The 26,998-nt window shown below is 63.5% G+C and carries 25 protein-coding genes; 9 read left to right on the top strand and 16 right to left on the bottom strand.

The features are described 5' to 3' along the window. The first annotated feature begins 24 nt into the window (after positions 1-24). The gene (locus O9Z63_RS07615; RefSeq protein ID WP_044017628.1) at positions 25-1,014 is read left to right on the top strand and encodes an NAD(P)H-dependent glycerol-3-phosphate dehydrogenase; all 990 of its coding nucleotides are present in this window, start codon (positions 25-27) and stop codon (positions 1,012-1,014) included. A gap of 15 nt (positions 1,015-1,029) precedes the next feature. Here the strand turns inward: O9Z63_RS07615 and O9Z63_RS07610 are convergent, their stop codons facing one another. Further along, a complete protein-coding gene (locus O9Z63_RS07610) occupies positions 1,030-1,380 on the bottom strand; it encodes a hypothetical protein (RefSeq protein ID WP_270128701.1) in 351 nt (116 codons plus the stop codon). A gap of 27 nt (positions 1,381-1,407) precedes the next feature. Here O9Z63_RS07610 and O9Z63_RS07605 point away from each other — a divergent pair, with 27 nt between their 5' ends. After that, on the top strand, positions 1,408-1,839 hold the full coding sequence (locus O9Z63_RS07605) for a DUF4259 domain-containing protein (protein WP_270128700.1): 432 nt from the start codon (positions 1,408-1,410) through the stop codon (positions 1,837-1,839). Positions 1,840-1,845: 6 nt separating this feature from the next. Next, positions 1,846-2,280, top strand: a complete 435-nt coding sequence (locus O9Z63_RS07600; RefSeq protein WP_270128699.1) for an EamA family transporter — start codon at positions 1,846-1,848, stop codon at positions 2,278-2,280. Between the two features lie 85 nt (positions 2,281-2,365). Here O9Z63_RS07600 and O9Z63_RS07595 read toward each other — a convergent pair whose 3' ends face one another. From O9Z63_RS07595 to pdxH, 4 genes are all read right to left on the bottom strand, one after another. Next, positions 2,366-4,117, bottom strand: coding sequence for a hypothetical protein (locus tag O9Z63_RS07595; RefSeq protein ID WP_270128698.1), 1,752 nt, complete (start codon positions 4,115-4,117; stop codon positions 2,366-2,368). A gap of 42 nt (positions 4,118-4,159) precedes the next feature. Beyond that, complete coding sequence (locus tag O9Z63_RS07590) at positions 4,160-4,744, bottom strand: Maf family nucleotide pyrophosphatase (RefSeq protein WP_270128697.1); 585 nt, start codon at positions 4,742-4,744, stop codon at positions 4,160-4,162. A 127-nt stretch (positions 4,745-4,871) separates the two neighbouring features. Further along, positions 4,872-6,191, bottom strand: a complete 1,320-nt coding sequence (locus O9Z63_RS07585) for a DUF1015 domain-containing protein (protein ID WP_270128696.1) — start codon at positions 6,189-6,191, stop codon at positions 4,872-4,874. Between the two features lie 211 nt (positions 6,192-6,402). Continuing rightward, positions 6,403-7,053, bottom strand: a complete 651-nt coding sequence (pdxH, locus tag O9Z63_RS07580) for a pyridoxamine 5'-phosphate oxidase (protein ID WP_270128695.1) — start codon at positions 7,051-7,053, stop codon at positions 6,403-6,405. 205 nt (positions 7,054-7,258) lie between these two features. On the opposite strand from pdxH, the gene O9Z63_RS07575 reads away from it, so the two are divergent. Together O9Z63_RS07575 and O9Z63_RS07570 are read left to right on the top strand one after the other, a co-directional pair. Continuing rightward, positions 7,259-7,828, top strand: a complete 570-nt coding sequence (locus O9Z63_RS07575; RefSeq protein ID WP_270128694.1) for a YqgE/AlgH family protein — start codon at positions 7,259-7,261, stop codon at positions 7,826-7,828. Positions 7,829-7,895: 67 nt separating this feature from the next. Then, positions 7,896-10,319: a DUF349 domain-containing protein gene (locus tag O9Z63_RS07570; protein ID WP_270128693.1), complete on the top strand. Its 2,424-nt coding sequence runs from the start codon at positions 7,896-7,898 to the stop codon at positions 10,317-10,319. A gap of 318 nt (positions 10,320-10,637) precedes the next feature. Here O9Z63_RS07570 and O9Z63_RS07565 read toward each other — a convergent pair whose 3' ends face one another. The 4 genes from O9Z63_RS07565 to O9Z63_RS21110 form a co-directional block, all read right to left on the bottom strand. Continuing rightward, entirely contained in the window at positions 10,638-10,895 is a 258-nt protein-coding gene (locus O9Z63_RS07565; protein ID WP_044017634.1) for a hypothetical protein, read from the bottom strand. Between the two features lie 493 nt (positions 10,896-11,388). Beyond that, entirely contained in the window at positions 11,389-13,647 is a 2,259-nt protein-coding gene (locus tag O9Z63_RS07560; protein ID WP_270128692.1) for a xanthine dehydrogenase family protein molybdopterin-binding subunit, read from the bottom strand. A gap of 15 nt (positions 13,648-13,662) precedes the next feature. Then, the gene (locus O9Z63_RS07555; RefSeq protein ID WP_270128691.1) at positions 13,663-14,715 is read right to left on the bottom strand and encodes an FAD binding domain-containing protein; all 1,053 of its coding nucleotides are present in this window, start codon (positions 14,713-14,715) and stop codon (positions 13,663-13,665) included. Between the two features lie 9 nt (positions 14,716-14,724). Next, a complete protein-coding gene (locus O9Z63_RS21110) occupies positions 14,725-15,747 on the bottom strand; it encodes a 2Fe-2S iron-sulfur cluster-binding protein (RefSeq protein WP_333490337.1) in 1,023 nt (340 codons plus the stop codon). A 162-nt stretch (positions 15,748-15,909) separates the two neighbouring features. On the opposite strand from O9Z63_RS21110, the gene O9Z63_RS07545 reads away from it, so the two are divergent. Both O9Z63_RS07545 and O9Z63_RS07540 read left to right on the top strand, forming a co-directional pair. After that, positions 15,910-16,785 (top strand): DNA/RNA non-specific endonuclease, encoded by an 876-nt coding sequence (locus O9Z63_RS07545; RefSeq protein WP_270128690.1) that lies wholly within the window; start codon positions 15,910-15,912, stop codon positions 16,783-16,785. Positions 16,786-16,827: 42 nt separating this feature from the next. After that, positions 16,828-17,337 carry a hypothetical protein gene (locus O9Z63_RS07540; RefSeq protein ID WP_270128689.1) on the top strand — a complete coding sequence of 170 codons (510 nt, stop codon included), beginning with the start codon at positions 16,828-16,830 and terminating at the stop codon, positions 17,335-17,337. A 192-nt stretch (positions 17,338-17,529) separates the two neighbouring features. Here the strand turns inward: O9Z63_RS07540 and O9Z63_RS21180 are convergent, their stop codons facing one another. From O9Z63_RS21180 to O9Z63_RS07515, 6 genes are all read right to left on the bottom strand, one after another. Then, entirely contained in the window at positions 17,530-17,715 is a 186-nt protein-coding gene (locus O9Z63_RS21180; RefSeq protein ID WP_408613892.1) for a PfkB family carbohydrate kinase, read from the bottom strand. Between the two features lie 159 nt (positions 17,716-17,874). Then, positions 17,875-19,761 (bottom strand): alpha-amylase family glycosyl hydrolase, encoded by a 1,887-nt coding sequence (locus tag O9Z63_RS07535; protein WP_270128688.1) that lies wholly within the window; start codon positions 19,759-19,761, stop codon positions 17,875-17,877. Between the two features lie 299 nt (positions 19,762-20,060). Then, complete coding sequence (locus O9Z63_RS07530) at positions 20,061-21,581, bottom strand: helix-turn-helix domain-containing protein (RefSeq protein ID WP_270128687.1); 1,521 nt, start codon at positions 21,579-21,581, stop codon at positions 20,061-20,063. Positions 21,582-22,031: 450 nt separating this feature from the next. Then, positions 22,032-22,448: a hypothetical protein gene (locus O9Z63_RS07525; RefSeq protein WP_270128686.1), complete on the bottom strand. Its 417-nt coding sequence runs from the start codon at positions 22,446-22,448 to the stop codon at positions 22,032-22,034. Positions 22,449-22,628: 180 nt separating this feature from the next. Next, positions 22,629-23,264: a DUF6266 family protein gene (locus O9Z63_RS07520; RefSeq protein ID WP_270128685.1), complete on the bottom strand. Its 636-nt coding sequence runs from the start codon at positions 23,262-23,264 to the stop codon at positions 22,629-22,631. 37 nt (positions 23,265-23,301) lie between these two features. Next, positions 23,302-23,919: a thermonuclease family protein gene (locus O9Z63_RS07515; protein WP_270128684.1), complete on the bottom strand. Its 618-nt coding sequence runs from the start codon at positions 23,917-23,919 to the stop codon at positions 23,302-23,304. Positions 23,920-23,989: 70 nt separating this feature from the next. Between O9Z63_RS07515 and O9Z63_RS07510 the strand changes: the two genes are divergently transcribed. After that, positions 23,990-24,178, top strand: a complete 189-nt coding sequence (locus tag O9Z63_RS07510; RefSeq protein ID WP_270128683.1) for a hypothetical protein — start codon at positions 23,990-23,992, stop codon at positions 24,176-24,178. A 793-nt stretch (positions 24,179-24,971) separates the two neighbouring features. Then, positions 24,972-25,271, top strand: coding sequence for a hypothetical protein (locus O9Z63_RS07505; protein ID WP_270128682.1), 300 nt, complete (start codon positions 24,972-24,974; stop codon positions 25,269-25,271). Positions 25,272-25,664: 393 nt separating this feature from the next. On the opposite strand, the gene O9Z63_RS07500 is transcribed toward O9Z63_RS07505, so the two are convergent. Further along, positions 25,665-26,948, bottom strand: a complete 1,284-nt coding sequence (locus tag O9Z63_RS07500; RefSeq protein ID WP_270128681.1) for an energy transducer TonB — start codon at positions 26,946-26,948, stop codon at positions 25,665-25,667. Positions 26,949-26,998 lie beyond the last annotated feature (50 nt).

The raw sequence follows: 26,998 nt of genomic DNA, 5'->3' as shown, positions 1-26,998 counted from the left end.
ATCACCACATCACCTGTTACCTCGTTGGAAAAGATAGCCATGCTCGGCGGCGGCTCCTGGGCCACTGCCCTCACCAAGATTCTGGCCGAAAACGGGTCCCGGGTGGGCTGGTGGCTGCGCTCCAAAGACGACGTGCAGCACCTGCGCACCACGCGCCACAACCCGCGCTACCTCTCCTCCGTGGCCCACGACCTCACGCGGGTGTTCCCCTCCACGGACCTGCAGGAAGTGGTGGCCGAGGCCGACTGGCTGGTGCTGGGCGTGCCCGCCGCCTTCGTGCAGGGCGTGCTCGACAAACTGGACCGCGACTCGCTAAAGAACAAGCGCGTCATTTCGGCCATCAAGGGCATGATTCCGGGCAAAAACGTGCTGGTGACCGACTACGTGGCCGAGCGGTTTCGGCTGGCGCCTACCCGTCTGGGCGTGGTGGCGGGCCCGTGCCACGCCGAGGAAGTGGCGCTGGAAAAGCAGAGCTACCTCACCATCGGCTCGCCCGACCCCACGCTGGCCGAGGACTTCTGCCGCCTGCTGCGCAACCGCTATGTGAAGGCCAACCCCGCCCAGGACCTCGACGGCATCGAATACTTTGCCGTCATGAAAAACATCATTGCCCTGACCAGCGGCATTGCCCACGGCCTCGGCTACGGCGACAATTTCCAGGCGGTGCTGGTGAGCAACGCGGTGCAGGAGATGCGCCGCTTCGTGCACGCTCTCAACCCCACGCCCCGCGACCTGTCGGGCTCGGCCTACCTCGGCGACCTGCTGGTGACGGCCTACTCGCAGTTTTCGCGTAACCGCACCTTCGGCAACATGGTGGGCCGCGGCTACTCAGTGAAGTCAGCGCAGATGGAGATGAACATGGTGGCCGAGGGCTACTACGCCGTGAAGAGCATCTACGAGATAAACAAGCGCCTGCAGGTGCCCATGCCCATCACCTCGGCCGCCTACCACATTCTCTACGAGAAGATTTCGCCGGCCGTGGAAATCGAGCTGCTGAAGGAGAAGTTTCGGTAGGCGTCAACTTAACCCTTACGGCAACCAGTTATGGTGCAGGTAAGCAAAAAGCTGATCGTCTAAGTCGTAAAGCTCTAGGCTATGGCGAAGCTGAGCGTTAGATAGCGCCGCAGAAGCCAATTGGCATACCTGTAGTAAATCGGCTTTTGATTCCGCTTCTCCACGTAACAGAAACTCACATTCGGCTATCTGTTCAAAAGAAATGCGAGCCTCTTTCGGAGTCGTCAGTAGGAGGTATTCTTCACGTTCGTAATGGCTGGAGCTTCTTATTCGCGCCAAAACGCCGTTTCCTTCGCATATCTGCCGTAGAGTTGGAAAGTCCAGTTTGCAGAGAAGCTGGCCATATGCCAGAAAACAGTCATTCATAAGCTCAAGTTAAAGCCCCCAAATTGTATGAGCACCTGGGACTACCACAACTTCGACAACGACGCCGCCGCTGACCTCGGCGAGAGTTTCCGCGAAACGCCCAATGAAGCCGCGCTCTACGAGGCGCTGGCCACGGCGGCTGAAGAAGAAGGCTACCTGGAACTGGACGAAGCCAGCGAAGCGCTGGCCGCGGCCGAAATCGTAGCCGCCATCCTGGGCAAGCCCGCCGCCGACTTCCCGCCCGGCCTGCTGCCCGCCGTCGCCCACCTCGACGCCGCCGACAGCGAAGACCTGCGCGAACTCGCCGAAGACGCCGTAGCAGCCGTGCTGAAGAACTCGGAACTGCAGGAGAAATGGGCCGAGTCGGAGGACTACGCCAGCTGGCAGCAGCTGCAGCAGGACCTGCTGGCCCGCCTCCACGACGAGGACGGCGAAGCCGACGACGACGACGAAGCGTAGCGGCGAATGAACTGGCTTCTGCTGGCGGCCTGCGCCGCCGTGTGCATGGCGCTCTACAACCTGCTGATTAAGGCCTCGGCCGGGCAGGTGCACGAAATGGTGGGCGCCGTGGTGCTCCAGGTGGTGGCCGCCCTGGTGGGCGCGGGCCTGCTGCTGGTGCTGTACCTGCGCGGCGCCCTGCCGCCGGTGCTGGCCACACCCCGTGGCCTCACGCTGGCCGCCCTGGCCGGCATAGGCATCGGCCTGGCCGAGATTCTGACGTTTGCGGTGTACAGCCGCGGCGCGCCAGCCTCAGTAGGTACGCCGCTGATTGTAGGCGGCTCGGTGCTGCTGACGGCCCTGCTGGGCGTGCTGGTGCTGCGCGAGGCGTTGGGCTGGCCTCAGGCGCTGGGCATGCTGCTGATAGTGGGCGGCATTGCGCTGCTGGCCCGCGGGCATTAGGCGGCTCGGGGGGAGCAGCGTGCAGTATATAGGCCGCCCGTGCCGGATGATTGTTCGCAATAGTCTGGTGCGGGCAGCCGGTTTGTTATGGCGTTGTGGCTCGCCTGTAAATCACCACATATCCGTCCTGATAGGCTGGGATGTAGAATGGCGGCTGAGTCCAGGCAGGAGGGTTTTTGGCGTCGCGTTCCAGCACCACAAAGTCGTAGGTCTGGTGCGGGTCGGCGCGGGTGACGAGGGCCGGCGGATGGCTTTGCTGCAGGGCGTAGTGGTGCATGAACAGCTCGTGCTGCGGCGAGGCCAGAAACACCCGCCGCGCCCCGTGGCCAAGCAGCCACCGGTACGAAGCCTGCATGAGTTGCTCTTGGCGTTGCTCTGCCCGCCATGGCGGCAGCTGCCGCCGGAACTGGTACCCCTCGTAGCCGCCAATCAGCAGCAGAAACAGCGCCAGTTGCCAGCGAGTAGGCACCCGCAGCCAGTTGAGCAGCGCAGTAGCCGCTACGCCTGCCAGAATACTGCCGAAGCAGGCCACAAACAGCAGCACCCGGGCCGGGGTAAGCACCTGCTGCAAGGCCATCAGCAGAAGCGGCACGGCTAGCAGCAGGCCACTCAGGGCCAGCAGGGGGCGTTGGCGTGGCACCCATTTCCACAGCAGCGGCCACGCTGCTAGCAGGCCAGCCGCCCCTAGCAAGCCAAGGCGGCCATTGCCAGCCAGCATGTCTGCCAGCCCGCGCAGGTGGCCGGCGTAGCGGGGCCAGAATACGGCGTTGCTCAGAGGCTCTACGTAGCGGTTGCCCAGCAGCCGCGGCAGCCCCGACACCGCTATGACCGGCGTGTACAGCAGGCTGGTAGCAGCTACAACGCTGGCACCCGCCAGGGCCAGCCTGCCCACTGCTTGCCACTGCTGCTGCCCGCCAAAGCGCAGCAGCAAGCCCAGGCTAAGGGCCGTCAGCGGATAAACAAACGTCGGGATGGTGTACAATCCTAAGATGCTGCCACCTACAAAGACCACCCAGGCCAGTCGCGGGCGCAGCGGGCGACGCCACAGCGCCATAGCCGCAAAAAACACCGCCAGCAGCAACACCAGCTGCAGAAAGTAACCCCGGCCCGCCACTGCGTAGTACAGCCCCAGCGGCGTGAAGCTGAAGAATCCCGTGCTGAGCGTGGCAGCCCGAAAGCCCATCTGGCGCGTTAGGAGCAGGTAGCAGGTGCTGGTGCCGGCGGTGGCCAGCAGCAGCGTCGGCAGCCGCATTACCACGCGCAGATCGGCACTCAGCCAGCTCAGCGGCCAGCATACAAAGTTGAACAGCAGGTGGTTGTTGGGAATAGGGTAGAAGCTGCTGATGGCCACCGGCCCCTCGTGAATGAAGTAGTCGAACGACGCCGCCTCGTCGGTGCTGATGGGGTAATAAACCAGGTACCACAGCCGCACAAGCAGCAGCACCAGTAGCAAGCTTCCAAATACAACCTGCTGCCCCCGCCCCAGTTGCTGCCAGGTGCGGCGCAGGCTTGCACCGAGTAGCCGGGCTTCGTGGCGTAGCTGCCGGGCTTCGCGGTGCAGCAGTTCTGGTTCCCGGCGGCGCAGCAGCCACAGGCCCCCCAAGCTGAGCAGGGTGGTGGCCAGCAGCCCCCCACGCAAAGCCAGGTAGCGCGTTGGCGTCAGGGCCAGCCGCAGGTGCCGGTAGCTGCCTTCGTGGTACGTCACGTGGCCCAGCGCCTGCACTTTGGCGTAAGCAGTCGGTCCGAAAATCAGCAGCAGCCCCATGCTGCTGGCCAGTAAACACAGGAGCCCGACTGTCAGCAAGGCGCGGAACGGAACAGGTGCGGAAGCGCGCATGTGCGGGAATGAAGGCAGCCGAATAATAGGGCGTGGGAGGAACTATCCGGCCAGCAGGCTGGCACCCGTCAGGCGCGTGAGTGCCTCCCACACGCGGTGCACCGGCAGGCCCATCACGTTGAAGTAGGAGCCCTCCAGCCGGGTCACGGCTACCATGCCAATCCAGTCCTGGGCCCCGTAGGCGCCGGCCTTATCTAATGGTTGATACTGCCGGACGTAATGCTCTATTTCCGAGAGAGATAATTTGCGAAACGTTACCCGGGTCTGGTCGGAGAAAACTACCTGCCGGCCGTCGCCGCAGAGCAGGCAGACGCCGGTGAAGACGTCGTGGGTGCGGCCCTGCAGGCGCTGCAGCATCTGGATGGCTTCGGCCTCGTCGGCGGGTTTGTTAAGTACGTCGTCGTCGAGGCAGACGATGGTATCGGCGGTCAGCACCACCTCATCGGAAGCCAGGCCGGCGCGGTAGGCATCGGCCTTATGGGCGGCCAGGTACTCGGCCACTTCGGCGCGGCGCAGGTGGTCTGGAAACGACTCATCCACTTCCTGCAGGCGCACGGTGTAGGCCAGGCCCAGGTCGGAGAGCAGCTGCCGGCGCCGCGGCGAGTTAGAGGCCAGGATAAGCTTCATAGGAGGGTTGGTGGAGTGATGGGTTGGAAGGTTGTTGGGTTGGTGTTAATGGGATAGGGTTTTTGCGAGGGGATTTTTACCTGACTGATTATTCATCTCCAATCCACCTAGCCGCTAACCCACCACTTCACCCCATAAACTCCCGCATAAATGGGTGCTGGGTTTCGTCGGCGCGGATGCTGCTGAACAGGAAGCCGCCGATGGTTTTGGGGTAGAAGAACGTGGATTTAGGCGGCATCACGGCGCCGGAGTGGCACACGCGCTCCACCTCGTCCATGGTTACCTCGCTGGTGATGAAGGCGGCGCGCGCCTCGCCGTGGTCCACGCGCTGCAGGCACTCGGGGAAGTTGCGCACGTAGGCCACGCCCGGCCACTGCCGCTGCGCATCGGGCCCCACAATGCCAAGCACCTTTTCCAGCACGAAGAAGTGCAGCACCGTCAGATCCAGCGCCTTCACCTCGGTCGTGGTATCCCAGTCGAGCTGGGCATGCACTTCGGGCCGCAGCCGGAGCTTGTAGGCCTGGCCCTCACCCAGATACAGCCCAAACGCCCAGGGCTTGCCGGCAATCAGCTCGGGCAGGTCGTAGGGGTCTTCCTTGGGCATCACCAGAAAATATGTTTCCAGCCGCGTCAGTAGCTCCTCGTTGCTGAGGCCCTTGGGCAGCTCCAGCAGCAGCCGGTGCGTGGGCAGAATGCGCAGGTCGTCGGCGGACGAGTTGGTGAGGTACATCAGGTGGAAGTTCCAGCCTTCCTGGCCGGTGGCGGCCGGCTCGGCGGCCTGGCGCGCCTGCCGGTAGGCCAGCGAGCCTTCGTAACGGTGGTGGCCGTCGGCCAGAATCACCTGCCGCGCCGCCAGCACCTGCTGAAACCGCTTGATGACGGCCGCATCCTGAATCACGGCCAGCACGTCGCGGGCGCCCTGGTAGTCTTCCTCGGTCTGGTAGAGCGGCGTCAGGATGGCCTCGTCGAGGTAGCGCTCCAGCTCGAAGTCGTCGTCGCGGTAGAGGCCGTGGGTGGCGCTGGTCTGGAACTCGGTGCGGGCCAGCAGCTCGGCCCGGTCGTTGACGGCCGCCGGCAGCGTGTTTTCGTGGCGCAGCACCACGTCCTCGGCCCAGTCGTAGGCCCGGATGTGGCACATGAAGCCTTTGCGGCAGTACTCGCGGGCACTGCCCGGCAGCCGGAAATACTGATAATACGCATAGATGCCCGGCAGCTCATCCTGGCGCAATACGCCGGCCTGCTGCCACTCCTGCAGCCGCCGCAGGGCTTCGCCTGCGGCATCCTCGCCCCGCGGCACCGACAGATGGATGCTGTTGAGCGGATTGCGGTAGAGCGCCTCCCGCTGCCGCGCCGACACCACATCAAACAGCGGCGAAACATAGTCATCAATGTTCTGGCTCAGCGTTGCATTGTAGCGCCAGCCACGGAGAGGTTGAATTTCAGCCAAATCGGTTTTGGTGATGAGGTGATGAGGTGAACCGTGATGAGGTAAATTGTGATGAGGTGATTGGTGATGAAGTGATGAGGTGAATGGTGATAAAGTGATGAGATAAACTGTAGCCAAAGTAGCCGGCGAAGCGTCTGCTGTCCACTTGTCATCTTTTACCTCATCACCTCATCCCCATTTACCTCATCACGGTTCCCCCCATCACTTTAAATTAAGGTGCCAGCCGGCTCAGGTGCCAGGCATCACCTTCCAGCTCGTAGAGGATTCGGTCGTGGAGGCGGCTGGGGCGGCCCTGCCAGAACTCCACGCGGTGCGGGCGCAGGATGTAGCCGCCCCAGTGCTCGGGGCGCGGCAGCGGGTCCTGGGCAGCAAACTCGTCCAGCAAAGCGGCCTCGCGCTGCTCCAGTTGCTCGCGGCTCGCAATGGGCTGGCTCTGCGGCGAGGCCCAGGCCCCGATCTGGCTGGCGCGGGGGCGGCTCTGGAAGTATTCGTCGGACAGGCTGGCGGGCGCCTTTTCCACGCGGCCTTCCACGCGCACCTGCCGCTCCAGGCCCGGCCAGAAAAACGTGAGGGCCGCCTGCGGCCGCGCCGCCAGCTCCTGGCCCTTGCGCGACTCGTAATTGGTATAGAACAGGAAGCCAGCATCGTCGGGCAGGCCCTTGAGCAGCACCACCCGCGCCGAGGGCTGGCCGGTTTCGCTGACCGTGGCCAGGGTCATGGCCGTGGGCTCGTCGAGCTGGGCGGCCAGGGCCTCGTCCAGCCAGCGCCGGAACTGCGGCACGGCCAACGGCAGAACGTCGGATTCCGAAAGAGTGCGCTGAGCATAGGTTTTACGCAAATCGGCCAGTTGCGGGTCGAGCATGGCGGGCAGGGGGGGAGAAGGAAAAAAAGAAAGGGAACCGCTATTTCCGGCCCAAATCGGCCGCAAGGTAGCATAATGTGGGCTTGGCGGAACCTGATTCGGGGCGGCTGACGTACTGCAGGTAGTTTAGCAGGGCACCAACCGAAGCTGGCCGTCGGGTCGGCAACGGCCTGGGCGTTGTATTTGTTTGTCAGGATTTGTTGCCATGCCACGCCTTCGTCCCGGTAGTCTTCTGATTTCCCAGCCTTTTCTGGGCGACCCCAACTTCGAGCGGACCGTGGTGCTGCTCTGCCGCCACGACGACGAGGACGGCACCTTTGGGCTGGTGCTCAACCGCTCCACGGCGCTGCGCCTCGGCGACGTGCTGGAGCTGCCCGAGCCCGCCGACACCGGCCCGCTGGCCGAGGCGCCGCTGCTGCTGGGCGGCCCCGTGCAGCCCGATACCCTGCATTTCCTGCACCAGCGCTCCGATATTGCCGGCGCGCAGCCCCTGGGCCACAACGTATACTGGGGCGGTGATTTCAGCGTTTTGCTGGGCCTTCTGCTTAGCGGCGAGCTGCTGCCCGAAACCGTGCGCTTCTACGCCGGTTACTCCGGCTGGACTGCCGGGCAGCTGGCAGCCGAAATCAACGAAAATGTTTGGATTGTGCACCCGAATGATGCCGGGAAAGTCTTTACTTTGGACCATGATGCCTTCTGGCAGGCCATTCTGCGCGAGAAAGGTGGCCGCTACCGCGCCCTGTCCAACTACCCGCTGGACCCCCGCCTCAACTGACCTGTTTCTTCCTCCGTCGCCCGTGCCGTCGTTTGCCGACTGCCGGCCGGGCCTTTTTTCCTGAACTATGCTACCTGAAAACGATAACGCCACCCCCGCTGGCTCTGCTGCCGATTCCGAATCGCCGATGAGCATTCTGGAGCGCCGGCTGGCCGAAATCCGCTCCCAGCAGCCCGCCACGGATGCTTCTGCTGCCCCGGCCGACGCCCCGGTAGCCGCGGCTCCCGCTACGCCCACCGCCGCCTCTGCTGCTGATGACGACATAACCGAACGCCCCGCCACCGAAACGCACCCGCAGCCCGGCCAGCCCGAGGAAGCCGGCACGGCCGAGTCGCCGGCCGTGGTGCCCGCCACGCCGGTTTCGGTAGCGCCGCCCGCGCATAGCCCCGCCATTTCTGACACCCAGGCCCGCGCCGAAAGTCACTACGGCACCAGCAACCCCGGGGTGGTGAGTGCCCAGGCGCAGGAAGCCGGCACTACAGCGTCGGCGCCCGGCCAGGTGGTGGCCGCGGAGGCCGTGCCAGTCACGCCCGAGCCCGAAGCCCTGACCGGCGACCCAACGGAAGCGCCTGCCGCGCCCGTTTCGCCCGAGCCGGAGGCCCTGACCGGTGCCGCCGAGCCGGCCACTACGCCGGATGCCGAGCTGCCCGTAGCCGATATTCACGCCGCTGCTGAGCTGGAATCGGCTCCGGAGGCCCTGGCTACGCTGCCAACTTCTTCGGAAACGCCGCCGTTGGAAACGGGTGCTGCCCACGAGGAGGAAGAGGAGTTTGTGCCCGAAACGCCGGCCCCTGACTTCACCACACTGGACCTGCCCGCCCAGACGGCGCACCTGCTGAGCTTGCTGCGCCGCCCCGATGCCCGCCAGAACCGCAAGCAGATCACTGACCTCTACCGCCAGTACGACACCACCGTACAGGCCGACCGCGCCACCGCCCGCCAGCGCTTCACCGAAGCCGGCAACGAAGGCGACGACTTTGCCTACGCGGGCCCCGAAGGCTACCAGGAGCTCAGCAAGACCATGCAGGAGTTCCGCGAGAGCCGCGTGCGCGACGCCAAAGCCGAAGACGAGCAGCGTGCCCGCAACCTGCTGCACAAGCAGCACCTGCTCTCGCAGCTGCGGCTGCTGGTGGAGTCTGCTGAAACCAAGGACAGCTCGGCCCGCATCAAGGCGCTGCAGAACGACTGGAAGGCCACCGGCCCGGTGCCGCAGAAAGACACGCAGGAGCTGTGGAATTCCTACCACGCGCTGCTCGACATCTTCTACAACAACCGAGGCCTGTTCTTCGAAATGAAGGAGCTGGACCGCCGCCGCAACCTGGAGGCCAAGGAAGCCCTGATTGTGCGGGCCGAGGCCCTAGCCGGCCAGTCGAGCATCAACAAGGCCCTGACCGATCTGCGCCAGCTGCACGAGGAGTGGAAGCACATCGGGCCGGTGCCGAATGAGCAGCGCGAGCCGCTGTGGCAGCGTTTCCTGCAGGCTTCGGAGCTGGTGCACAACCGCAAGAAGGAGTTTCTGGATACGCGCTCGGCCCAGGAAAACGCCAACATGACCCGCAAAGCCGCCTTGCTGGAGCAGCTGCGTCCGTTCGGCGACTTCCAGACGGAGCGCGTGAACGAGTGGCGTGCCAAAACCGACGAGCTGCAGAAGCTCAAGGAGGAGTGGGACGCCGCCGGCCTCGTGCCCCGCGACAAGGCTGAGAACATGAACAAGCAGTTCTGGGGTGCATACAAAGGCTTCTTCCAGCGCAAAAACCAGTTCTTCAAGGCCCTCGACGAAGAGAAGAACGGCAACCTCAAGCGCAAGCTGGAGCTGATTGAGCAGGCCGAAGCCGCCCTGGCCAACCCCGACTGGGAGCAGGGCCGTGAGGTGGTTATCCGGCTGCAGAAAGACTGGAAAACCATCGGCCGCGTACCCGAGAAGCAGTCCGACAAAGTGTGGAACCGGTTCCGCACCGCCTGCGACTCGTTTTTCGACCGCAAAAATCAGGAGCAGAAGCAGCGCCAAGAGCGGGTGCAGCAGCTCAGCCAGGAGCAAAGCGCCTACCTCGACCAGCTGGCCGCCAGCACCGCCGCCCTGTCGGCCGACCAGCCGGGCAGTCTGGAGGGTTTCCGGCAGCACGTGCAGGAGTGGCAGGCCTTCGGGGCCGACAGCCGCGCCGACGAGCGGTTCCAGGGCGTGATGGGCAAGTACCTCGACACGGTACCGGGCCTGGCCTACGAAGAGCGCACAGACCTGCTGTTCAACCTGCAGGTGGAGCGCCTCAAGTCCAGCCCCGATGCCCAGCAGCAGCTCTACAAGAAAGAGCAGACGCTGCGCCGGGAAATCAACGAGCTGGAAAATGATATTTCCACGCTGAAAACGAATCTGGAATTCTTCGCCCGCTCTAAAAACGCGGCCCAGTTACGCGAAGAATATCAGGGCCGGATTGATGAGGCGCAGCGCCGCATCGAAGGGCTGAAAAAGCAGCTGCGTGTAGTGCGGAGCTAATCCTGGCTGCGCAAAATCGCCATAAAAAAGGGCGGCCCCGGTAAATTTCCGGGGCCGCCCTTTTTTGCGGCATTTGCAGCCCAAATACCCGCTGAATCTGACAAAGTAGCCGAGCCAACCGGCAAATGATGCCGGCGCACTACGCTAATTAGCGAAGCTGGCTTAGCGGGTTGTCTGGGTTGCCGGACTCAGTTTCCTGCTTGGCCGCCGGTATTTCGGAAGGGGCTATGCGGCCCGGAAAATTGCCCATAAAAAAAGCCCCGCCGAAGCGAGGCTTTTTTTATGGGCAGTAAAATAGGTAGCGCCCACAGGTAATTGTTATTCAGCAGCTGGCACTGGGTTTTTAGGCTTGCGGCCACGCTTGGCGCCACCCGGCGTTACGGTGCGGGGCTTGCGCTCCTTCGCTACCGGCTGGTAATCGTCGGCCAGAATAGCATCCATATCTTCCACGGCCTGGTTGAGCGTGCGGATTGCGGCCGAAACACCACGGAGTGCCTTGCGCAGATCCTTCTTTACGATGTCGCTGTTTTTAGCGTTTTTAATTACTTCTTCAAGCTGGCTGATGTCGAGGGCCATGGGGTACGTATGTTAAATGTGAAAAGCGTGTAGGGAAACTTAGTAGTGCAAACCTACCAGAATAATTTTCAATACGCTAAATTTAGAAAGCGAGCTGTGAAATTCAGTAATTAATTCTTGCGCTGTAAATAAGCCGGGGTTGCAGATAATTTGGATAGAGCCTGGATTTAACTTTCCTGGCTGTTCAGGTTATTGCTATTTGCTAAGACTTCATTGTAAGGGTGTTGATTGAAAAGAAAGCATCAAACACAAACACTAAAGCACAGATTAGCCGGCCAGGAACACCGGTGCTTGTAATTCAGTTTGGCAGTAATACGCTGATTTTTTATTCTTCACCTTTCCTTAGCGCGGAGAAATAATAGTGCACTGTTTACCTGTTCGCTGAAACCAAAACCGGTGCCTATATCCTGTATAGGCACCGGTTTGCAGAAAGCCGAAAGGCAGGAAAATAGTCGTTGGCGTCTGAGCTAGCCCAGACGGCTCGCGTGTGCTTTTAGGCGCTAAAGAACTTATCCGGCGTAAGCGGCAGGGAGCGGAGGCGGCGGCCGGTGGCGTGAAACAGCGCGTTGGTGATGGCGGCCGGCGTGCCTACGCAGCCGATTTCGCCGATGCCCCGGGCCCCCAGCTCGCTGATGTGTGGGTCGGGGATGTTGAGCCACTCCACCTGTATGTCGGGCGTGTCGGCCATGCTGGGCACGTGGTAGTCGGCGAAGTTGCGCACCACGGCGGCGCCGCTGCGCGGGTCGTAGGCGGTTTCTTCCATCAGCGTGGCGCCCAGGCCCATGGTCATGCCCCCAATGATCTGGGAGTGCGCGGTTTTGGGGTTCATGAGACGGCCCACGTCGTAGACGCCGCACAAACGGGCTACCCGAATGGTGCCGCTGGCCTCATCGACCCGCACCTGCGCAAATACCGCCCCAAACGAGTAGAACGAATATTGCTCGCGCTCCGCGCCGGGCTGCGCCTCGTCGGTGCCACTCACCGAAGGCAGGTTGGCCCGCTTCAGAATGGCGGCGTAGGTTTCGCCGGTAGCGGGGGTGGCCTTCAGCTGCAGGCGGCCGGCGCGGGCTTCCACGGCCTCCGGCGCCGCCCCGTACAGCGGCGACTTCGCGTCGCGGGTAGCGAGCTGCTGCAGGGCGCGCACGGCGGCCCGGCTAGCCTGCAGCACGGCCGGCCCCACGGTTGCCGTCGTGACGGACCCGCCCGAAGTGGGCGTGGGGGGCAGGGCGGAGTCGCCGAGCTCGAACCGCACCTGCTCGACCGGCAAGCCCAGGCCATCAGCCCCGATCTGGCGGAAGATGGTGTAGGCGCCGTTGCCCAGCTCGTGGGTGGCGCTTTGCACCAGCGCGCGGCCATCGGCGAAGATGGTGGCTTTGGCGGCGGCCTTGCGGCGGCCGGCTGGGTACATGGTGGTGGCCATGCCGTAGCCGATCAGCTCGCGGCCTTCCCGCATGGAGCGGGGCTTGGGGTTGCGGGCGTCCCAGCCGATCAGGGCCTTGCCGCGGGCGTAGCACTCGCGCAGGTGCTTGCTCGACCAGGGCTTGCCGGTTTCGGGGTTTTTGTCGGCGTAGTTGCGCAGGCGCAGCTCCACCGGGTCCAGGTTCAGCTCGGTGGCCAGCTCATCGAGGGCGCACTCCAGAGCCCAGCCGCCCACGGTTTCGCCGGGGCCGCGCATGGGGCACGGCGAGGGCATATTCAGGTGGGCCAGCTGGTGCGAGAAGCCCAGGTTGGGCACGGCGTACATCATCCGCGACACCCGGGCGCAAGGCTCCGTAAACCCACTGGAAAGCGAGGAATGAGTGTGCGTGTCGTGCTGCAGGGCCGTGAGGCGGCCGTCGCGGGTGGCGCCCAGGGCCAGGGTCTGGCGGGTGGCGGCGCGCTGGCCGGCCACCGTAAACATCTCCTGCCGCCGCCATTCCAGCTTCACCGGCTTCTTTACTACCCGCGCCGCCATGGCCGCCAGCAGCATCGGGGCAAACAGCCAGCCCTTCGCCCCGAAGGCCCCGCCCACAAACGGGCAGATGACGTGCACCTGCTCCTTGGGCAGCCCCAGCGACAGCGCCGCCACGGCCTGGGCATTCCCGAGGCCGCGGGTGGTGTCGTAGAGCGTCAGGAAATCGGTGCCGCCGCGCTGCTGCCAATGCGCAATGGTGGCCAGCTGCTCGATGGGGCTGTGGTGGGTGATGCCGGACTCGTACACCTGCTGAATCTTCACCGGAGCAGCGGCCAGCGCAGATTTGGTGTCGCCGATGGTGACCTGCAGCTTTTCTTCCTTGCTGCCGAGAAAGGTCTCCGGCTTGGTCTGCCGGGCCGCGTTCTGCCGGTCAAGCTGCGGGGGCCGTTCGTCGTAGGTGACGCGCAGGAGCGTGGCGGCGTGGCGGGCCTGCTCGTGGGTGGCGGCTACCACCATTGCAATGGGCTGGCCGGCATATTCCACGGTGGCATCCTGCAGGGGCTGGCGCGTTTCCGTGATGCCGCCTTCGCCCCGAAACAGCGTTTCGCCTACCTTTTCGGGCATGGGCTGCAGGCGGGGGGCATTTTCGTGGGTGAGCACGGCCAGCACGCCCGGAGCCCGCAGCGCGGCGGCCGTGTCCAGGGTGCGTATGGTGCCATGGGCAATGGTGCTCACGGCTACGGCCCCGTACACCAGGCCCGGCACGTCCCATTCGGCGGTGTAGCGGGCCGCGCCCGTCACTTTCAGCTGGCCATCCACCCGGTCGAGGGGTTGGCCGGTGGCTTCCGTCATTATCATAGTAGTCCTGAGAAATTAGCGGGGAGAAGAAACGAGGCCGCCCATGCCGCCCACGCTGGCGGCGAAGGCCGTGCCGGCCGGACCGACCAGCGGCTGCAGGCCGCTGATTTCCAGCAGGGCCCGCACCAGCAGGTTGCGGCCCATCGGGACTTTGTAGCCGTTGTGATCCAGCGGCTTGGCATCGGCGAAGGCGCGCTCGGCGGCGGCCAGAAACAGCTTTTCGGTGGGTTTCTGGCCGGCCAGCAGGGCTTCGGCGGCGGGCACCCGCCAGGGCTTGTGGGCCACGCCACCCAGCGCTATCCGGGCCCGCCGGATGCGCGTGCCATCCAGTTCCAGCGCCACCGCGCACGACACCAAAGCGTAGGCGTAGGAGGCCCGGTCGCGCACCTTAAGGTAGTGCGAGCGGCCAGAGAAGGCGGGCAGGTCGATGGCCGTTATCAGTTCGCCGTGCTCCAGCACCGTATCCAGGTGCGGGGTGCTGCCGGGCAGGCGGTGCAGGTCGGGGAAGGCGATGGTGCGGCTGCCACCGGGGCCGGTGGTCTGCACCTGCGCATCGAGGGCTGCCAGGGCCACGGCCAGGTCGCTGGGCTGGGTGGCCACGCAGCTGGACGAGGCCCCGAACAGGGCGTGCATGCGGTTGAGGCCGCCGAGGGCCGCGCAGCCGCTGCCGGGCACGCGCTTGTTGCAGGGCTGGCCGGGGTCGCGGAAATACGGGCAGCGGGTGCGCTGCAGCGGATTGCCGGCCATGGTGGCCACGTTGCGGATCTGGGTGGAGGCACCTGCCAGCAGAGCCTCGCTCACGGCCGTGTAGCGCTGCTGGATTTCGGGGTGGGCGGCGGCGGCGCTATTGCTCACGCTGGCGCCCAGGCGCAACCCGCCGTTCAGGGGGGCAATGGTGCCGGGCGGCAAACCTGCGAGGTCTACCAGCCGGCTGGGCTGGTGCACGCCTTCCTTCAGCAGATCGACTTCCGACGTGCCGCCGGCAATAAACGTGGCGGCTGGTTCCCGAGCCACCAGGGCCACCGCCTCGGCGGCGCTGCCGGCGCGCTGATAGTGAAAAGGATTCATAAGCGGGGGTTATGCGCGCTGGGCGTCTTCGATGGCGGCAATGATGTTGGGGTAGGCGGCGCAGCGGCACAGGTTGCCGCTCATGGCCTCCCTGATTTCCACGGCGGAGCGCTGCTGCTTGTCCTGCAGCAGGGCAGTGGCGGCCATAATCTGGCCCGGCGTGCAGTAGCCGCACTGGAAGGCATCGTGCTTCACGAAAGCCGTCTGCATGGGGTGCAGCGTGTCGCCGGTGGCCAGGCCCTCGATGGTGGTGATTTCCTGGCCCTGGCTCATGACGGCCAGGCGCAGGCAGGAGAGGGCGCTCTGGCCGTCAAGGTGCACGGTGCAGGCGCCGCACTGGCCATGGTCGCAGCCCTTTTTGGTACCCGTGAGGTGCAGGTTTTCGCGCAGCGCGTCCAGCAGCGCCACGCGGGGCTCCAGCTGCAGGCGGTGCGTTTTGCCATTGATGCGCAGCGTAACGGGTACGGTATCGGCAGGAACGGCCGGCGCGTCGGAGGCGTCGGCCGGTGCTGGCGTGGCGGCGGCCATATCGGTGCCGGGCAGCTGCAGCAGGGCCACGGTGGCCAGCAGCGCCGTCACGAACGTGCGCCGCGATACGGTGCCGGCTGCCTCGGCCGAAACCGTGGGGGCCGCCGCCGGGGCTTTCAGGGTTTCCAGCGCGGCCAGCACCTGGCCGGCCCGGATGGTGGTGCCGGCCTCCACGACCGCCGACCAGCGGATCAGGCCCTGCTCATCGAGCAGAAACAGCGCCCGCCGGCCACTCACGCCAAACTGCTCTGCTAGCGTGCCGCGCCAGTCCAGCGAGTGCCAGCCCTCGGCGGCCGTATCGACGAAGGCTATTTCTTCGCCGAACTCCTGCAGCAGCTGGGCAAACAGGGCGCTCTGATGCGCGTGGCCGGGGTTCCAGTCGTCGGGCGCGAAGGCCAGCACTACAGGCCGGCCCCGCAGTGCGGAAAGGGGCGAACCACCGGGCAGCAGGCCGTCGGGGGCAGGGTCGCCGGGTTGGAGGGGGAGGATAGAGGGCAGCTTCATGCAGGCGGAAATAGATGGCAGGTAGCAGCAAATACGCAGTTGCCCACGCAGCGTTGGCGCGGGCGCACCGGCCGGGCCGGAGTGGCGGCGCGCGGGCCAACTCCCAAAAGGGTACCTTTGTGCTTCCGCTCTCTGCTACACACCTTTGCTTTATCCCGTCTGATGCTGTACCGCTCGCTCAGTTTGCCCGTCTGGGGGCTGCTGGGGCTGCTCACCGTGGCCTCCTGCTCTACCACACAGGACCCGACTCCCGCCTCGCCGCCCGCCCCGCCCGTGCAGCCGCTGCCCGAGCACCTGACGCTCGGCAACCCCAGCGGCGCTACCGCCGATCCGTCGCAGCCCACCAACTACCTGCTCAGCAAGCCGCAGTATGCGCTCAGCTACCACCGGGAGCGGGGCATCCCCAACTGGGTGAGCTGGCACCTCGACCTGAGCTGGCGCGGATCGGCTGCCCGGCAGGATGATTTCCGCGCCGACGCCACGCTGCCGACCGGCTGGTATCAGGTGCAGGCCACCAGCTACTCCGGGTCGGGCTTCGACCGGGGCCACAACTGCCCCAGCGCCGACCGCACTAACACCGTGCCCGACAACTCGGCCACGTTTCTGATGACCAACATGATTCCGCAGGCCCCGCGCAACAACCAGCAAACCTGGGCCAATCTGGAAGACTACACCCGCTCCCTGCTGAGTTCCGGCAACGAGCTCTACGTTATTATGGGGCAGTACGGAATAGGCGGAGTGGGCTCGTCGGGGGCCAGAACCACCCTCGACCAGGGCCGCGTAACGGTGCCGGCCCGCATCTGGAAGGTGGTGGTGGTGCTGCCGGTGGGCGAGTCGGACGCTACCCGCGTTACGGCGGGCACCCGCGTCATTGCCATCGACACGCCCAACGACAACAGCCTGAGCACCAGCTGGGGCCAGTACCGCACCAGCGTCGATGCTATTGAGGCCGCCACCGGCCTTGACCTGCTCTCCGCCGTGCCTTCGGCCGTGCAGCAGGTGCTGGAAGCCGGCACCGATACCGGGCCGGTACAGTAACAGGCTGTTTCAGGGCCAAGGACGCCTGTTTGGGCTATGCTGATGGATAGTATTTCCTTCAATCCGGCCATGCTGGCCGCGGTGCTGGCCGGCCGCAAAACTGTCACCCGCCGCCGGCTGGCGCCCACGCTGCAGCTGCGCCAGGACCCCGGGCGCTACGGCCTGCGGGCCCTGACGGCGGCCGGCGCGTTATTTACCGACCGTCACGCGCCGGCTGATACGCTGCCACCCGTGCCGTGCCCTTTCGGGCCGGCCGGTACTGTGCTGTATGTGCAGGAAGCTCCGGACTGCCGGTTGCGGGTGGTCCGCATTCAGGTGGAGCAGGTGCGCAGCATCACCGAAGCCCAGGCCCGGCAGGAGGGCCTGAGCTTTCGGCTGCAGCAGGGTAGCGTGCAGTGGGGCGGAGTAGAGCCCGACGCCTGTGCTGCCGATGGCTTCCGCTGGTACGATACCGCTGTACGGGCATTCCAGGGCCTGTTGGATTCCATTTATCCTGACGCATGGGCCCGCAACGAGTGGGTGTGGGTGGTGGAGTTTGTGCGGGTGCCCTGACGCGGGGTTGCGTTGCACTGCTTCCGGATTTCAGGCATCGAACGCGAGGCCCTCGACAAGCCTACTCAGCCCTGCGGCGGCCAGAAGCAGAGCATGGGCAATGGCCTCACGTTCGGTAGCGCCTTTAACGGGGCCGTCCTGGAGCCCCACCGCCACCACACCCCGCAGGGCCTTCCCCCGGCCTAGCTGCCGCTACAAGGAGATGCGCTGGCCGTGGCTATCCATCAAGTTGATATGGCGCTCGGTCCCGGCGGGGTCCACCACGTAGTGGGCTCGTACGCCCAGTGCCTGCAAATCGGCGACGATGTGGCGGCCATAGGCATCGTCGCCTACGGCCGAGTACAACGTAGTCGGTAGGCCCAGCTTGGTAAGAGCCAGGGCCTTGCCCCGGTGAAGCTTGTTCCCTCATGAAAAGGAGCCTGATGGACAGTCCGCGGCTGCGGTGCTGGCAGCACGGGTAAGGTCACGATGTGGTCGAAGCTCGTTCCGTCCAGGATCAGGATAGGTGCCATAAGTCGTTGTTACCACCCTTCTGATTTAGCGCAATTCCCACACCAGGGCCGTATAGGCCGGCACGTGGGTGGTTTGCAGGTCTGGTACAACGGCATTGGTCAGCACATCCTGCGCGGCGGTATAGCCTCTCAGACGCTCGGCAAACCGATTCATCTTCACCGTTTTGGCGGCCGCGCTGCAGTTCATCATCACCATCACGCTTTGTCCCTGAGCGTTGTGGCGGAAGTAGGTATACACGCCATCCTCCGGCACAAAGTGCGTGAGTTGCCCGGTTTGCAGCACCGGATGGGTTTTACGGTAGGTGGCCAGCCGCCGCACGAATTCGTACATTTCCTGCTGGGCCGGGGTGCGGCCGGCCGCCGTGAAGGCGTTGCGCGCATCGCCGGGAAAGCCGCCGGGAAAGTCTTCGCGCAACAGGCCGTCGGGGCGGCTGAAGTTTTTCATCAGCACCTCGGTGCCGTAGTAGAGCTGCGGAATGCCGCGCTCGGTGAGCAGCCAGGCCAGCGCCATCTTCTGCTTGCGTACGTCCTCGCCCAGCACCGAAAACACCCGGTCTACGTCGTGGTTGTCCAGGAAAATCAGGTTGCGGCTGGCGTCCTCGTACATCCAGTCACCCTGCACAGCGTAGTAGAGCTTGGCCACGCCCTCGGCAAAGCCGGCCGGCTTGGTCAGGCTTTCGAGCAGGGCCTGGCGCAGGATAAAATCGATGGCGCCGGGCAGGTTGCTCTTGAAGCCGTTGACGGGCGGAAACACGTTGCGGGTCCAGAATGCCTGCTGGGCCACGCCCTCGGCCTCCTGCATCCAGGTTTCGCCAAACATGCCCAGCTGCGGGTACTCATCGAGAATGGCCTTGCCCCAGTTCATCAGAAACGTCGGGTCGGAGTAGGTGTAGGTATCCACGCGGTAGCCGTCGACGCCGGTGTATTCCACCCACCAGAGAAAATTCTGGATGAGGTAGGTCGCCACCAACGGATTCTCCTGGGCCGGGTCGGGCATGGTGATGTCAAACCAGGTAGTGCTGAACATGGTGCGGTCCAGGGCCGACACGTGCGGGTCGTTCACCGTGCCGTTGCGGTAGTTGCCCTTCGTGGGCTGGGGCCACTGGTGAAACCAGTCCCGGGCCGGCTGGTCGAGCCAGAGGTAGTTGAAGCTGCCGATGTGGTTGAGCACCACGTCGTGCACCACCTTCAGGCCCTGCTGGTGGGCGTGCTGCACGAAGCGCACATAGTCCTCGTTGGTGCCATAGTGTGGGTCCACCGCATAATAGTCCGTGAGGGCGTAGCCGTGGTAGCCGGCCTTGGGCATGTTGTTGTCGACCACCGGCGTGGGCCAGATAGCCGTCACGCCCAGCTCTTTCAGGTAATCGAAATGCTGCTCTATGCCTTTCAGGTCGCCGCCGTGGCGGGCATACATGGAGTCGCGCGCCACGCCCGGAGCCCGGTTGCCCTTCACCACGTCGTTTGTCGGGTCGCCGTTGGCAAACCGGTCGGGCATGAGCAGGTACACGAAGTCGGCGCTGCTGATGCCCTGTACTTTCGACTTGTCGCCGGGCGTCGTGCGGGCCCGCAACTCGTAGGCGTAGGTACTTTTCTGCTTGCCGGTAAAGGTCAACTGCAGCTTGCCGGGTTTGGCGTCAGGCGAAATCGTGAGGTTGACGAGCAGGTAGTTGGGGCCTTCCAGCCGCTGAAAGCCGTCGAACGTGACGCCCGGATAGCTGGCCAGGCTCACCCGGCTGGTGGCCAGGCCCGGGCCGTGCACCAGCAGCTGAAGCTTCGGATTTTTCATGCCCACCCACCAGAACGTCGGGTCGATGCGGCTGATGGGCGCGGCCGGCTTGGCAAGGGGAGCGGCGCTGGCGGCCAGCCGGCTCAGGAGTACGAGCAGCACCAGCAGGGGTTTGGGGAAGGACATGGTGGGGGAGAAAGCAGGTCCGGCCCATTGGCCGGCGGGTGAACGGAAAAGTTGCGTACCACTCCGGCCGGGCGAGCTAGGCATAGCCGGGACGAATTGGTGAGGCAAACCTACCGCGTCACTTTTCGCGTCGCGCCCCACTTTCCAAAAGCGGTTGCTTTTAGTAGTGCCGCTTTTTAAAATACTGAAGGCCTATTGATTACACTCTGTAAAATAGGTGCTCTTTTTGAAAGTCGGCACGTTGGTGGTTTGCCCCCAGGGCTCTTGCCTAGTCCCGTTCCCTTCTATGCCACGGCCGCTCATTCCTCGCTGACGCCGTTGAAATACTGGCGCGGGGTCTGGTCGGTTTGCTTTTTGAACGCCCGGTTGAAGGCCGTTTTGGAGTTGAAACCCACTTCCAGCGCTACGCCCAACAGGCTGTAGTGCTGAGCGCGCGGCGTCGCCATCACCGCCTTGAACTCCTCAATCCGGTAAGAATTGATGAAGTCGAAAAAGTTCTTTTCAAATCCCTCATTAATGACTTTCGACAGCACGTGTGGCGGCAGCTTCAGGCCGGTGGCCAGCTCGTGAATGGTCAGGTTGGGGTTGAGGTACGGCTTATGCTCCTGCATATAGCTAGTCACAGTGGCCTGCAGAGCTGCCAGGTCGAGGGCCAGCGGCGGCCGGGCCGGGCTGGGGCGTGGTGCTTCTACCGGCGTGGAAATCAGTGGTGCCGCCCGTGAGACTTCGGGCAATGGTAAGGCAGGCGCCGGAATGTCCGACGGATACGCTGGGGCGGCGGGCACCAGCTTGAAGATTTCTGGCTGCCGAATAGCGACGTAGCCCAGAAAGTAGGGTAGGGTAGAAAACGTCAGCCAGATTAACTCCACGTTGCGGGCCGCCAGCGAATACACATCAAACTCCACCCAGCGGCTGGCCAGCATAAGCACAAACAGGAACCCCCACAAGGCCAGGCAAGCCGCCTGAATGCCCAGCACCGTACCGAGGTACTGCAGGTTCTGCTCATACGAAACGCTGGCTTCATATTGCCGGGTATACGCCCGAAGGGTGCGGCGGCAGGCCAGCCAATAGGCCCCGTTGCTCAGCCAGGCGGCCACTCCGGTGGCCAGCAGCACCGCACGAAGCGTTGGGTCATGGCTTACCAGCTTGAGCTGAAACTCGTAGCTGTCAAGCAAAAAATAGGGCAGATACACCAGCAATTGAAGGGCCGCTGGCAGTAAGCACAGCCACTGGCGTTGCAACTTTGTTTCGTTGAACAGCAGGCGGCGCAGGTAGCAGTAAAACAGGGGCCCGTAAAGAAACCAGACAAAATCCGGCAGCAGGGCCAGTTTAGGATACGCGTTGGCCACCTCACGGTAGCCGCTCACTACCGTGAGCACCATAGCCAGTGCGCCCAGGCCCAACAACCACAGCAGCCACCGATTGGCGGCCCGATTAGCGTGCTGCGTATTGGGGATGGCTATTACCAGTAGTACTCCCTGCAAGCCTGAGAACAGCAGTAGCAGGTCGTAGAGCGAGTAAAACTGGAAGGTGCCATTCAAATCTTCCCAGCTTTGCACCCGCACTTCCAGCTCTCCGGCCCGGGCCTGCTGGCGTGTTGCCACCCGGTTGGCCCGCACCTGCCCGTGTCCGCTCCCCTCAATGGCGGCCCAGCTCCCCCGCGACACTTTGTATTCGAGGCGCGCCCGCGTCGTGCGCAGCACCAGGCCGAACAGCCCATTGGGCTGCCGCCGAAACCGGTAGCGCTTATCTGCAGGCTGCCAGTTATTGAAGGAGCCGACCAGGTAGAAGGCCGCATCGCCCGGTGTATTAGCGGGCAAGCGAGTAAGGAGGAATCGGTAGGTACTATGTACCTGGCCGGTGTCGACAGTAATATTGTCTCTATGGACGGATTGGGCTGCACTGGCCAGCGGTGCGGCGACACACCCGATGAGCCAGAAGAGGAGCAAAAAGAAAAATCTACTGCTGGTGTAGGAAGGCACTGGATGAGGGTGTGAAAGGGGAGCGGTAAAATAGACTCATCGGTTTGGCACAAAGTTGTGCCAAACCGGTGGGACAAAATTGCTGCCCCGTCGTATTTATCTGATGCGTCGCGAATGGGTGGCCGTTGTATCCAGCAGGTCGAGCAAGCAGTGGCGCAGCACTTTGCGTAGCAGGCGGGTATTACCTGACTAGTCCATAAAAATGGAGGTGCCGTGCGATGACGCACATTAAGTTAAAAACCCCGACCTGAGCAGGCCGGGGTTTTCTATCAAAGAGTGGTAGAGGCATTACCCGTCGATGAAATCGACTACCGGCGGTCGGCGTGGTGGATCCAATGGCAGTGATTCCAGCATAATGGGCTCACCGAATACGGCCTCTATCGCCAGCGACATCCCGCCGTTGCCATCGGGGGTAGGGTTGAAGAGCTGCACTTCCTCGTCCGGCGCGCTCTGTTCCAGCAGCGGCGCCAGTGCCCCGCCCAGACCGGCCACGCGAACATCGTGGGCCAGCAGGGTTTCGGTGCTGATATCCACGCCGTAGAGTAGGTTGATGCGGTCCAGCCGGGCTTTGGCCTGGGCCGTGCCGGCCAGCGCGTTGAGCAGCTGCCGGGCCGATTTGCGCAGGCGCGCATCAAAGCGCGCCCGCAGCCGCAGCGCGTCCTTCGTGCGCTTGTCGGCTTGTTTCTGATAGGCAGTCTTTGCCATCGTAAGCAGAGGATGAGAATGGAAAAAATGCAAATAGGACGGCCGTAGTAGGGCAGGGGGTAGCTGGTAGGTTGCTCCTATGCTTCTCCTATGCAGCTCCCGTCAGCCCTATCCGGTCACGGTGCAAAACTGCCCCGACCAGCGGCCGGGGCGGTTTTACGGTTGGTTATCCGGCCACTACTAGGCCACCTGCGCGGCACTAGTGGCCGAGGCGTCCGAGCCGTTGGCGCGGTAGGCGAAGGCCAGGACCACCAGGTCGGCGGCCACGGCGCCCGTCAGCGCGTCGTCCTCCAGCTCCACCGCGCCGTCGGCGCGGGTGCTGTCCTCGTCGGCGGCCGTCACCACCCGGCCGGTGGTTTTGTTGACCACCAGCGCCTTCACCAGGTCGGTGTCCAAAGCCGTGTTGCCGTTGCTGTTGTCGGTGAAGCTCACCGTTACCTTGCCGGTGGCCGCGTCCAGCGCGGCCGAAACGCCCGCGAGGGGCTCCACCGCCCCGCCCGAGAGCACCAGCTTCGTGTAGTCCACCGTGGCCACGTTCTGGGCGTCGGCCTGGGTGTTGGCGAAGTTCTGGCCCACGAAGCGGTTGTAGGGCGACTGCCCTCCCTGGGCCTTGAGGCCCAGCTGCACGGCCCCGCCGAAGCGGCGGAACAGGTCGGCCAGCAGCTTGAAGCGGCTGCGCGTGTTCTGCTGAGCGGGCGAGTTGCTGGAGTTGCTGCCCACTTTTTGGCGCAGAATGTTTTTGCCATTCTGCTTGCTGAAGGTGATTTGCCCGGCCGAGCCTTCAATGTCGCCGAGCAGGCTGCGAATGCGTGCCATAGGAAATAGGGGAAAAGAGGTGAGAAAAACGGCTGCTTCAGCGGCCTTGCTGCAGCCGGGGGCAGCCGCCCCGGTTGCGCCGCTTCGTTTCGTTGTCCAGGCCACGCCAGAAGCGCGGCTCCATTGGCTGCGGGCACTGCCACAGTCCCCGGCCGGCCCGCTGGGCCTGCTGTTGCTCGGCCAGCCGCCGGGCCGTAGCCCGGTCCGGCTCATAGGCCCAGGCCCAGCCGTGCACCACCAGCAGGCTATCCAGCGCCACCGGCCCGGCCGGGGAGAAGGCCGCCGGCCGCAGCCGCACCACGGCCAGGTGCCGCCCGTACAAATCCCGGCCCCGCACCTGCACCCACACGTACTGTCGGCGCAGCAAGGCCCCAACCAGGGCCGTGGCCTCGGGCCCGAACGACTGATCCGCTTCCGGCGCGTCCACCCCCAGCAGCCGTACTTTCGCTCGGCCGCCGGCCGTGGCCACCTCGTAGGTGTCGGCGTCCACTACCCGTTCTACCCGCACCAGCTGCCAGACCGGCGAGGCCGGCAGCCCGGCTGCGGCCGGCGCGGGTCGTAGCAGTCGGGGCAGCCTGCTGGCGCGCACCTGGGCCCGGCCGGGCACGTTGCCCGTCAGGAGGATAGCTGCCAGAAGTGCCCTGAATACCTGCATAGGCCAAACCTAGCACGGCATCGGGGCGCTTCGTATCTTCACTTTCCGATACTACCCCACGATACCCCGTATGCCCCAGGTCTGCGTATTTCCCAAGGACGTGGCCACGCTCACCGGCCACAGCTACGACGGCGCCAAGCGCCTACTCCAGCGTGTGCGCCGGCACTTGGGCAAGCCCACCGGCTCCTACGTCTCCATCGGCGAGTTCTGCCGCTTCACCGGCCTGCCCGAGCAGGAGGTAGCTGCCGCTCTGCGTTGAGTGGTTATTTTTTCAGCTATTAGCTGTAAGTTCTTCCCGAACGAAAAGCTATGACCCCGAAAATACTGTTTAAGCAAGCCCGGGAAAGCAGCCTGTTGCGAGTTTACGAAACGCATCTCGTTTGCCAGTTTCGTAAACGTTCAATCGTAGACGGGTTTCGTAAACTTACCGGGCACTGTAGCGGCCTGCTGGCATTTGGTGTGGAGCAGCTGTTCGCCGTTTAAGAAAGGGAGCGTTCTTTTGGGTATGGACAAGTTGCTGCGCATTGGCTGGGCCCTGGGTTGGCGCCTGGCGGTTTCAGGGGCCCTATTTTATGCCAGCAGGTTTGCAGCTGTGAGCGTGCAGCAGTTCCGGGGCCGGTCGTTGAGGGTACCGATTTCATGGGGCATCTCCCTGCATTATTGCGCTTACACGTTTGGCCTGTTGGCGGTCGGACTGGCCACGTGGGCAGCCCTGAACCAATTTGGCCGGCGTTGGCCCGCTGTAGTCGGTACCAGTCTGCTCTACACTGCGGTAGCCTCGGCGTTGTGTGGCGTGTTTTCGGGGGCCGTTGACCGCCCGTACCTGTTCTTATCCATTCTGGGCAGCGGCGTGGCCGGTCTTGTGGCGCCGTGGGTTGTTCAAGCCCTCGCAGCCCGCCTGACGCAGGGCAATGCCTAGGCAAGGAAAGCTGTTATGCCCTAGCCGCGTTCACCGAAACGGTGGCAAGGTAAACGCGCTCCGTTCAGTTGAAGGAGTGCTGAATTAAGCACTGTTGTCTTGGCTGTTTTATGTCTTGGCCAATCGTTTTCTTATGGGTAATCCTATCAGCCATAGCAGCATTGGCGGCATGGAAGGCAGCAACAGGACCCAGCAGAAATCAGCCGCATTACGGCGGATGATGTCCCCTACCGCGGTTGTTTTTATTTGTCCGGTGAAGACAAAAATCATGTCAACGACCGCCTTAAACCCATTTCCTTTTATCAAAGAAAACGGAAAGGAACGGTCGGATGATTCTCCGATGGAGGAACAAAGAAGGGTAAGCACCAACCCCAGCAACCAGATTCTCGTCAGCCAGCGGGGCCATGCACGCAACATTCCGGTTGCGAGGTGAAGAGCGCCCACGGGCACCAGTAGTAGAATAAGTATAAGCAGTAACCAGCCAGGGGCGTACATACAGACGATGCTGAAAGGGGAGGCTTCTTTAGCGGACAGTCTAAGAAGGAAACCGAGCACTTAAGCTACTGGAGAAAACGGCAGTAGCACCGGAATCATCCGCTCGGGGTACAGCGAAACGGTGCTTTTTATTTCGTTCCGGTGCAGGGCCAGGGCCGTAGTCAGCCCCCTATTCCTCCGCCAATAGTTGTTATATCCATTGCTTGGGATTTTGTTCGGGCCAGGATGGCTTTGCGTAGAAAGGCAGAATTGTTGGTAGCAGCGGCAGTAGTGGATCGGCGCTTAGTCAGAGTGGTTAAGCAGCCAATAGCACCCGCTGCTATTCGGTCAACTACCTATCCTTGGCTGGGGCGGGTGGGCTGGGCTTGAAGGGGACGTCCACGCGCATGAACACCGGCACGGGCTGGCCGTTTTGCTGGCCAGGTACGAACTTCAGGTGGCGCGCGGCAGCTAGCACGGCCTCGTCGCAAGGCTCGCACAGGCCCTGCACCATTTTGGGGTCGCGCACGGTGCCCTGGGCGTCTACCGTAAACGCAACCCGTACCAGTCCTTCAAATTTGCCGCTGCGCACGTCGTCCGACACCACTAGGTTTTCCAAGATGGCGGTGGATACTGTGGCCTTCTCGTGGGGCGGGGCCAGGGTAGGCATTTGCTGCACGTACCCGTACACCGGACTGCCGTCCAGCGTGCGGGGGGCATCGGCATTGCTCCGGCTGGCGGTGGGGGCGGCGCCAGGGCGCAGGGTGTAGTCGCTGGGGGCACTGGCCGCTGTCGGGAAGCTTTCTGGGATAGGCAAGAGCTTCAGCGGCAAGGGGGGCAGCACCGGTGCCACCGGCAGCTGCCCCAGAAAGGCCAATTCCTCCAGTTTTTCCTCCGCGGGACAGTACACGCTGAGAATGAACTCAGACCCGACCGACTTGCCGTTGCTCTTGGCCGGTGTGAACACTGCTAAGCGGCGAACCATCGTTTGCGCATAGATTCCCTGATAGTACCCGGGCGCTGGCTGACTTAGGCTCATGAGCCGCGTGCGGCCCACCCGCCCATCCGGGCGTACACTCAACAGCACGGATACCACATTCACGGAGTCTGCCCTGGTAAGCGGCTTGCTGGGGAAGCCCAGCGCTTTATCCAAGGCAGCGTCTCCCCCCGGATAGTTGGCCCTCACCTCGGGCTCTTGCTTACCATAGTCTTCCGGATCCGGTGGTGGGAACTCCATCCCCATGCGGAGTTCTACCGGTACGGGCACGCCATTTTCTTGGGCCGGACGAAAGCGCGGCAACCGTTGGACGGCCGCCCGAATGGCGGCCTCAATCTCCGGGGCGCACGCCCGACTGATCTGCTTCGTGACGGTGAAATCAACCTGGCCGCCCCGACCTTCCTTATCTACCGTCAGCGAGAAGATGCTGACACTATGTTCCGTCTTGCCCTGGGCTTTTTGCTCTTCCACGCACCGGGGGTAGACGACGGTTTGCTGCAGAAGGCGTTTGGCTTCCCGCACGTCGTAGCGTCCAGCCAGTAATTGCGAGTAGTCTTTGGGAGCAGGCGATTGTACCTGCCCGCAGGCAATGGTGGCCAAGGCCAGGTAAATGGCACCTACCGATACAATATGTTTCAAATACGTAGGAGTAGAAGTAAAATCTAGAGGGCTATACGAGGAGACGAATA

The organism is Hymenobacter yonginensis (assembly GCF_027625995.1).
In the GTDB taxonomy this organism is placed as follows: domain Bacteria; phylum Bacteroidota; class Bacteroidia; order Cytophagales; family Hymenobacteraceae; genus Hymenobacter; species Hymenobacter yonginensis.
The sequence above is the reverse complement of the archived record's forward strand: the minus strand, read 5'-3'. Positions and strand labels throughout refer to the sequence as shown.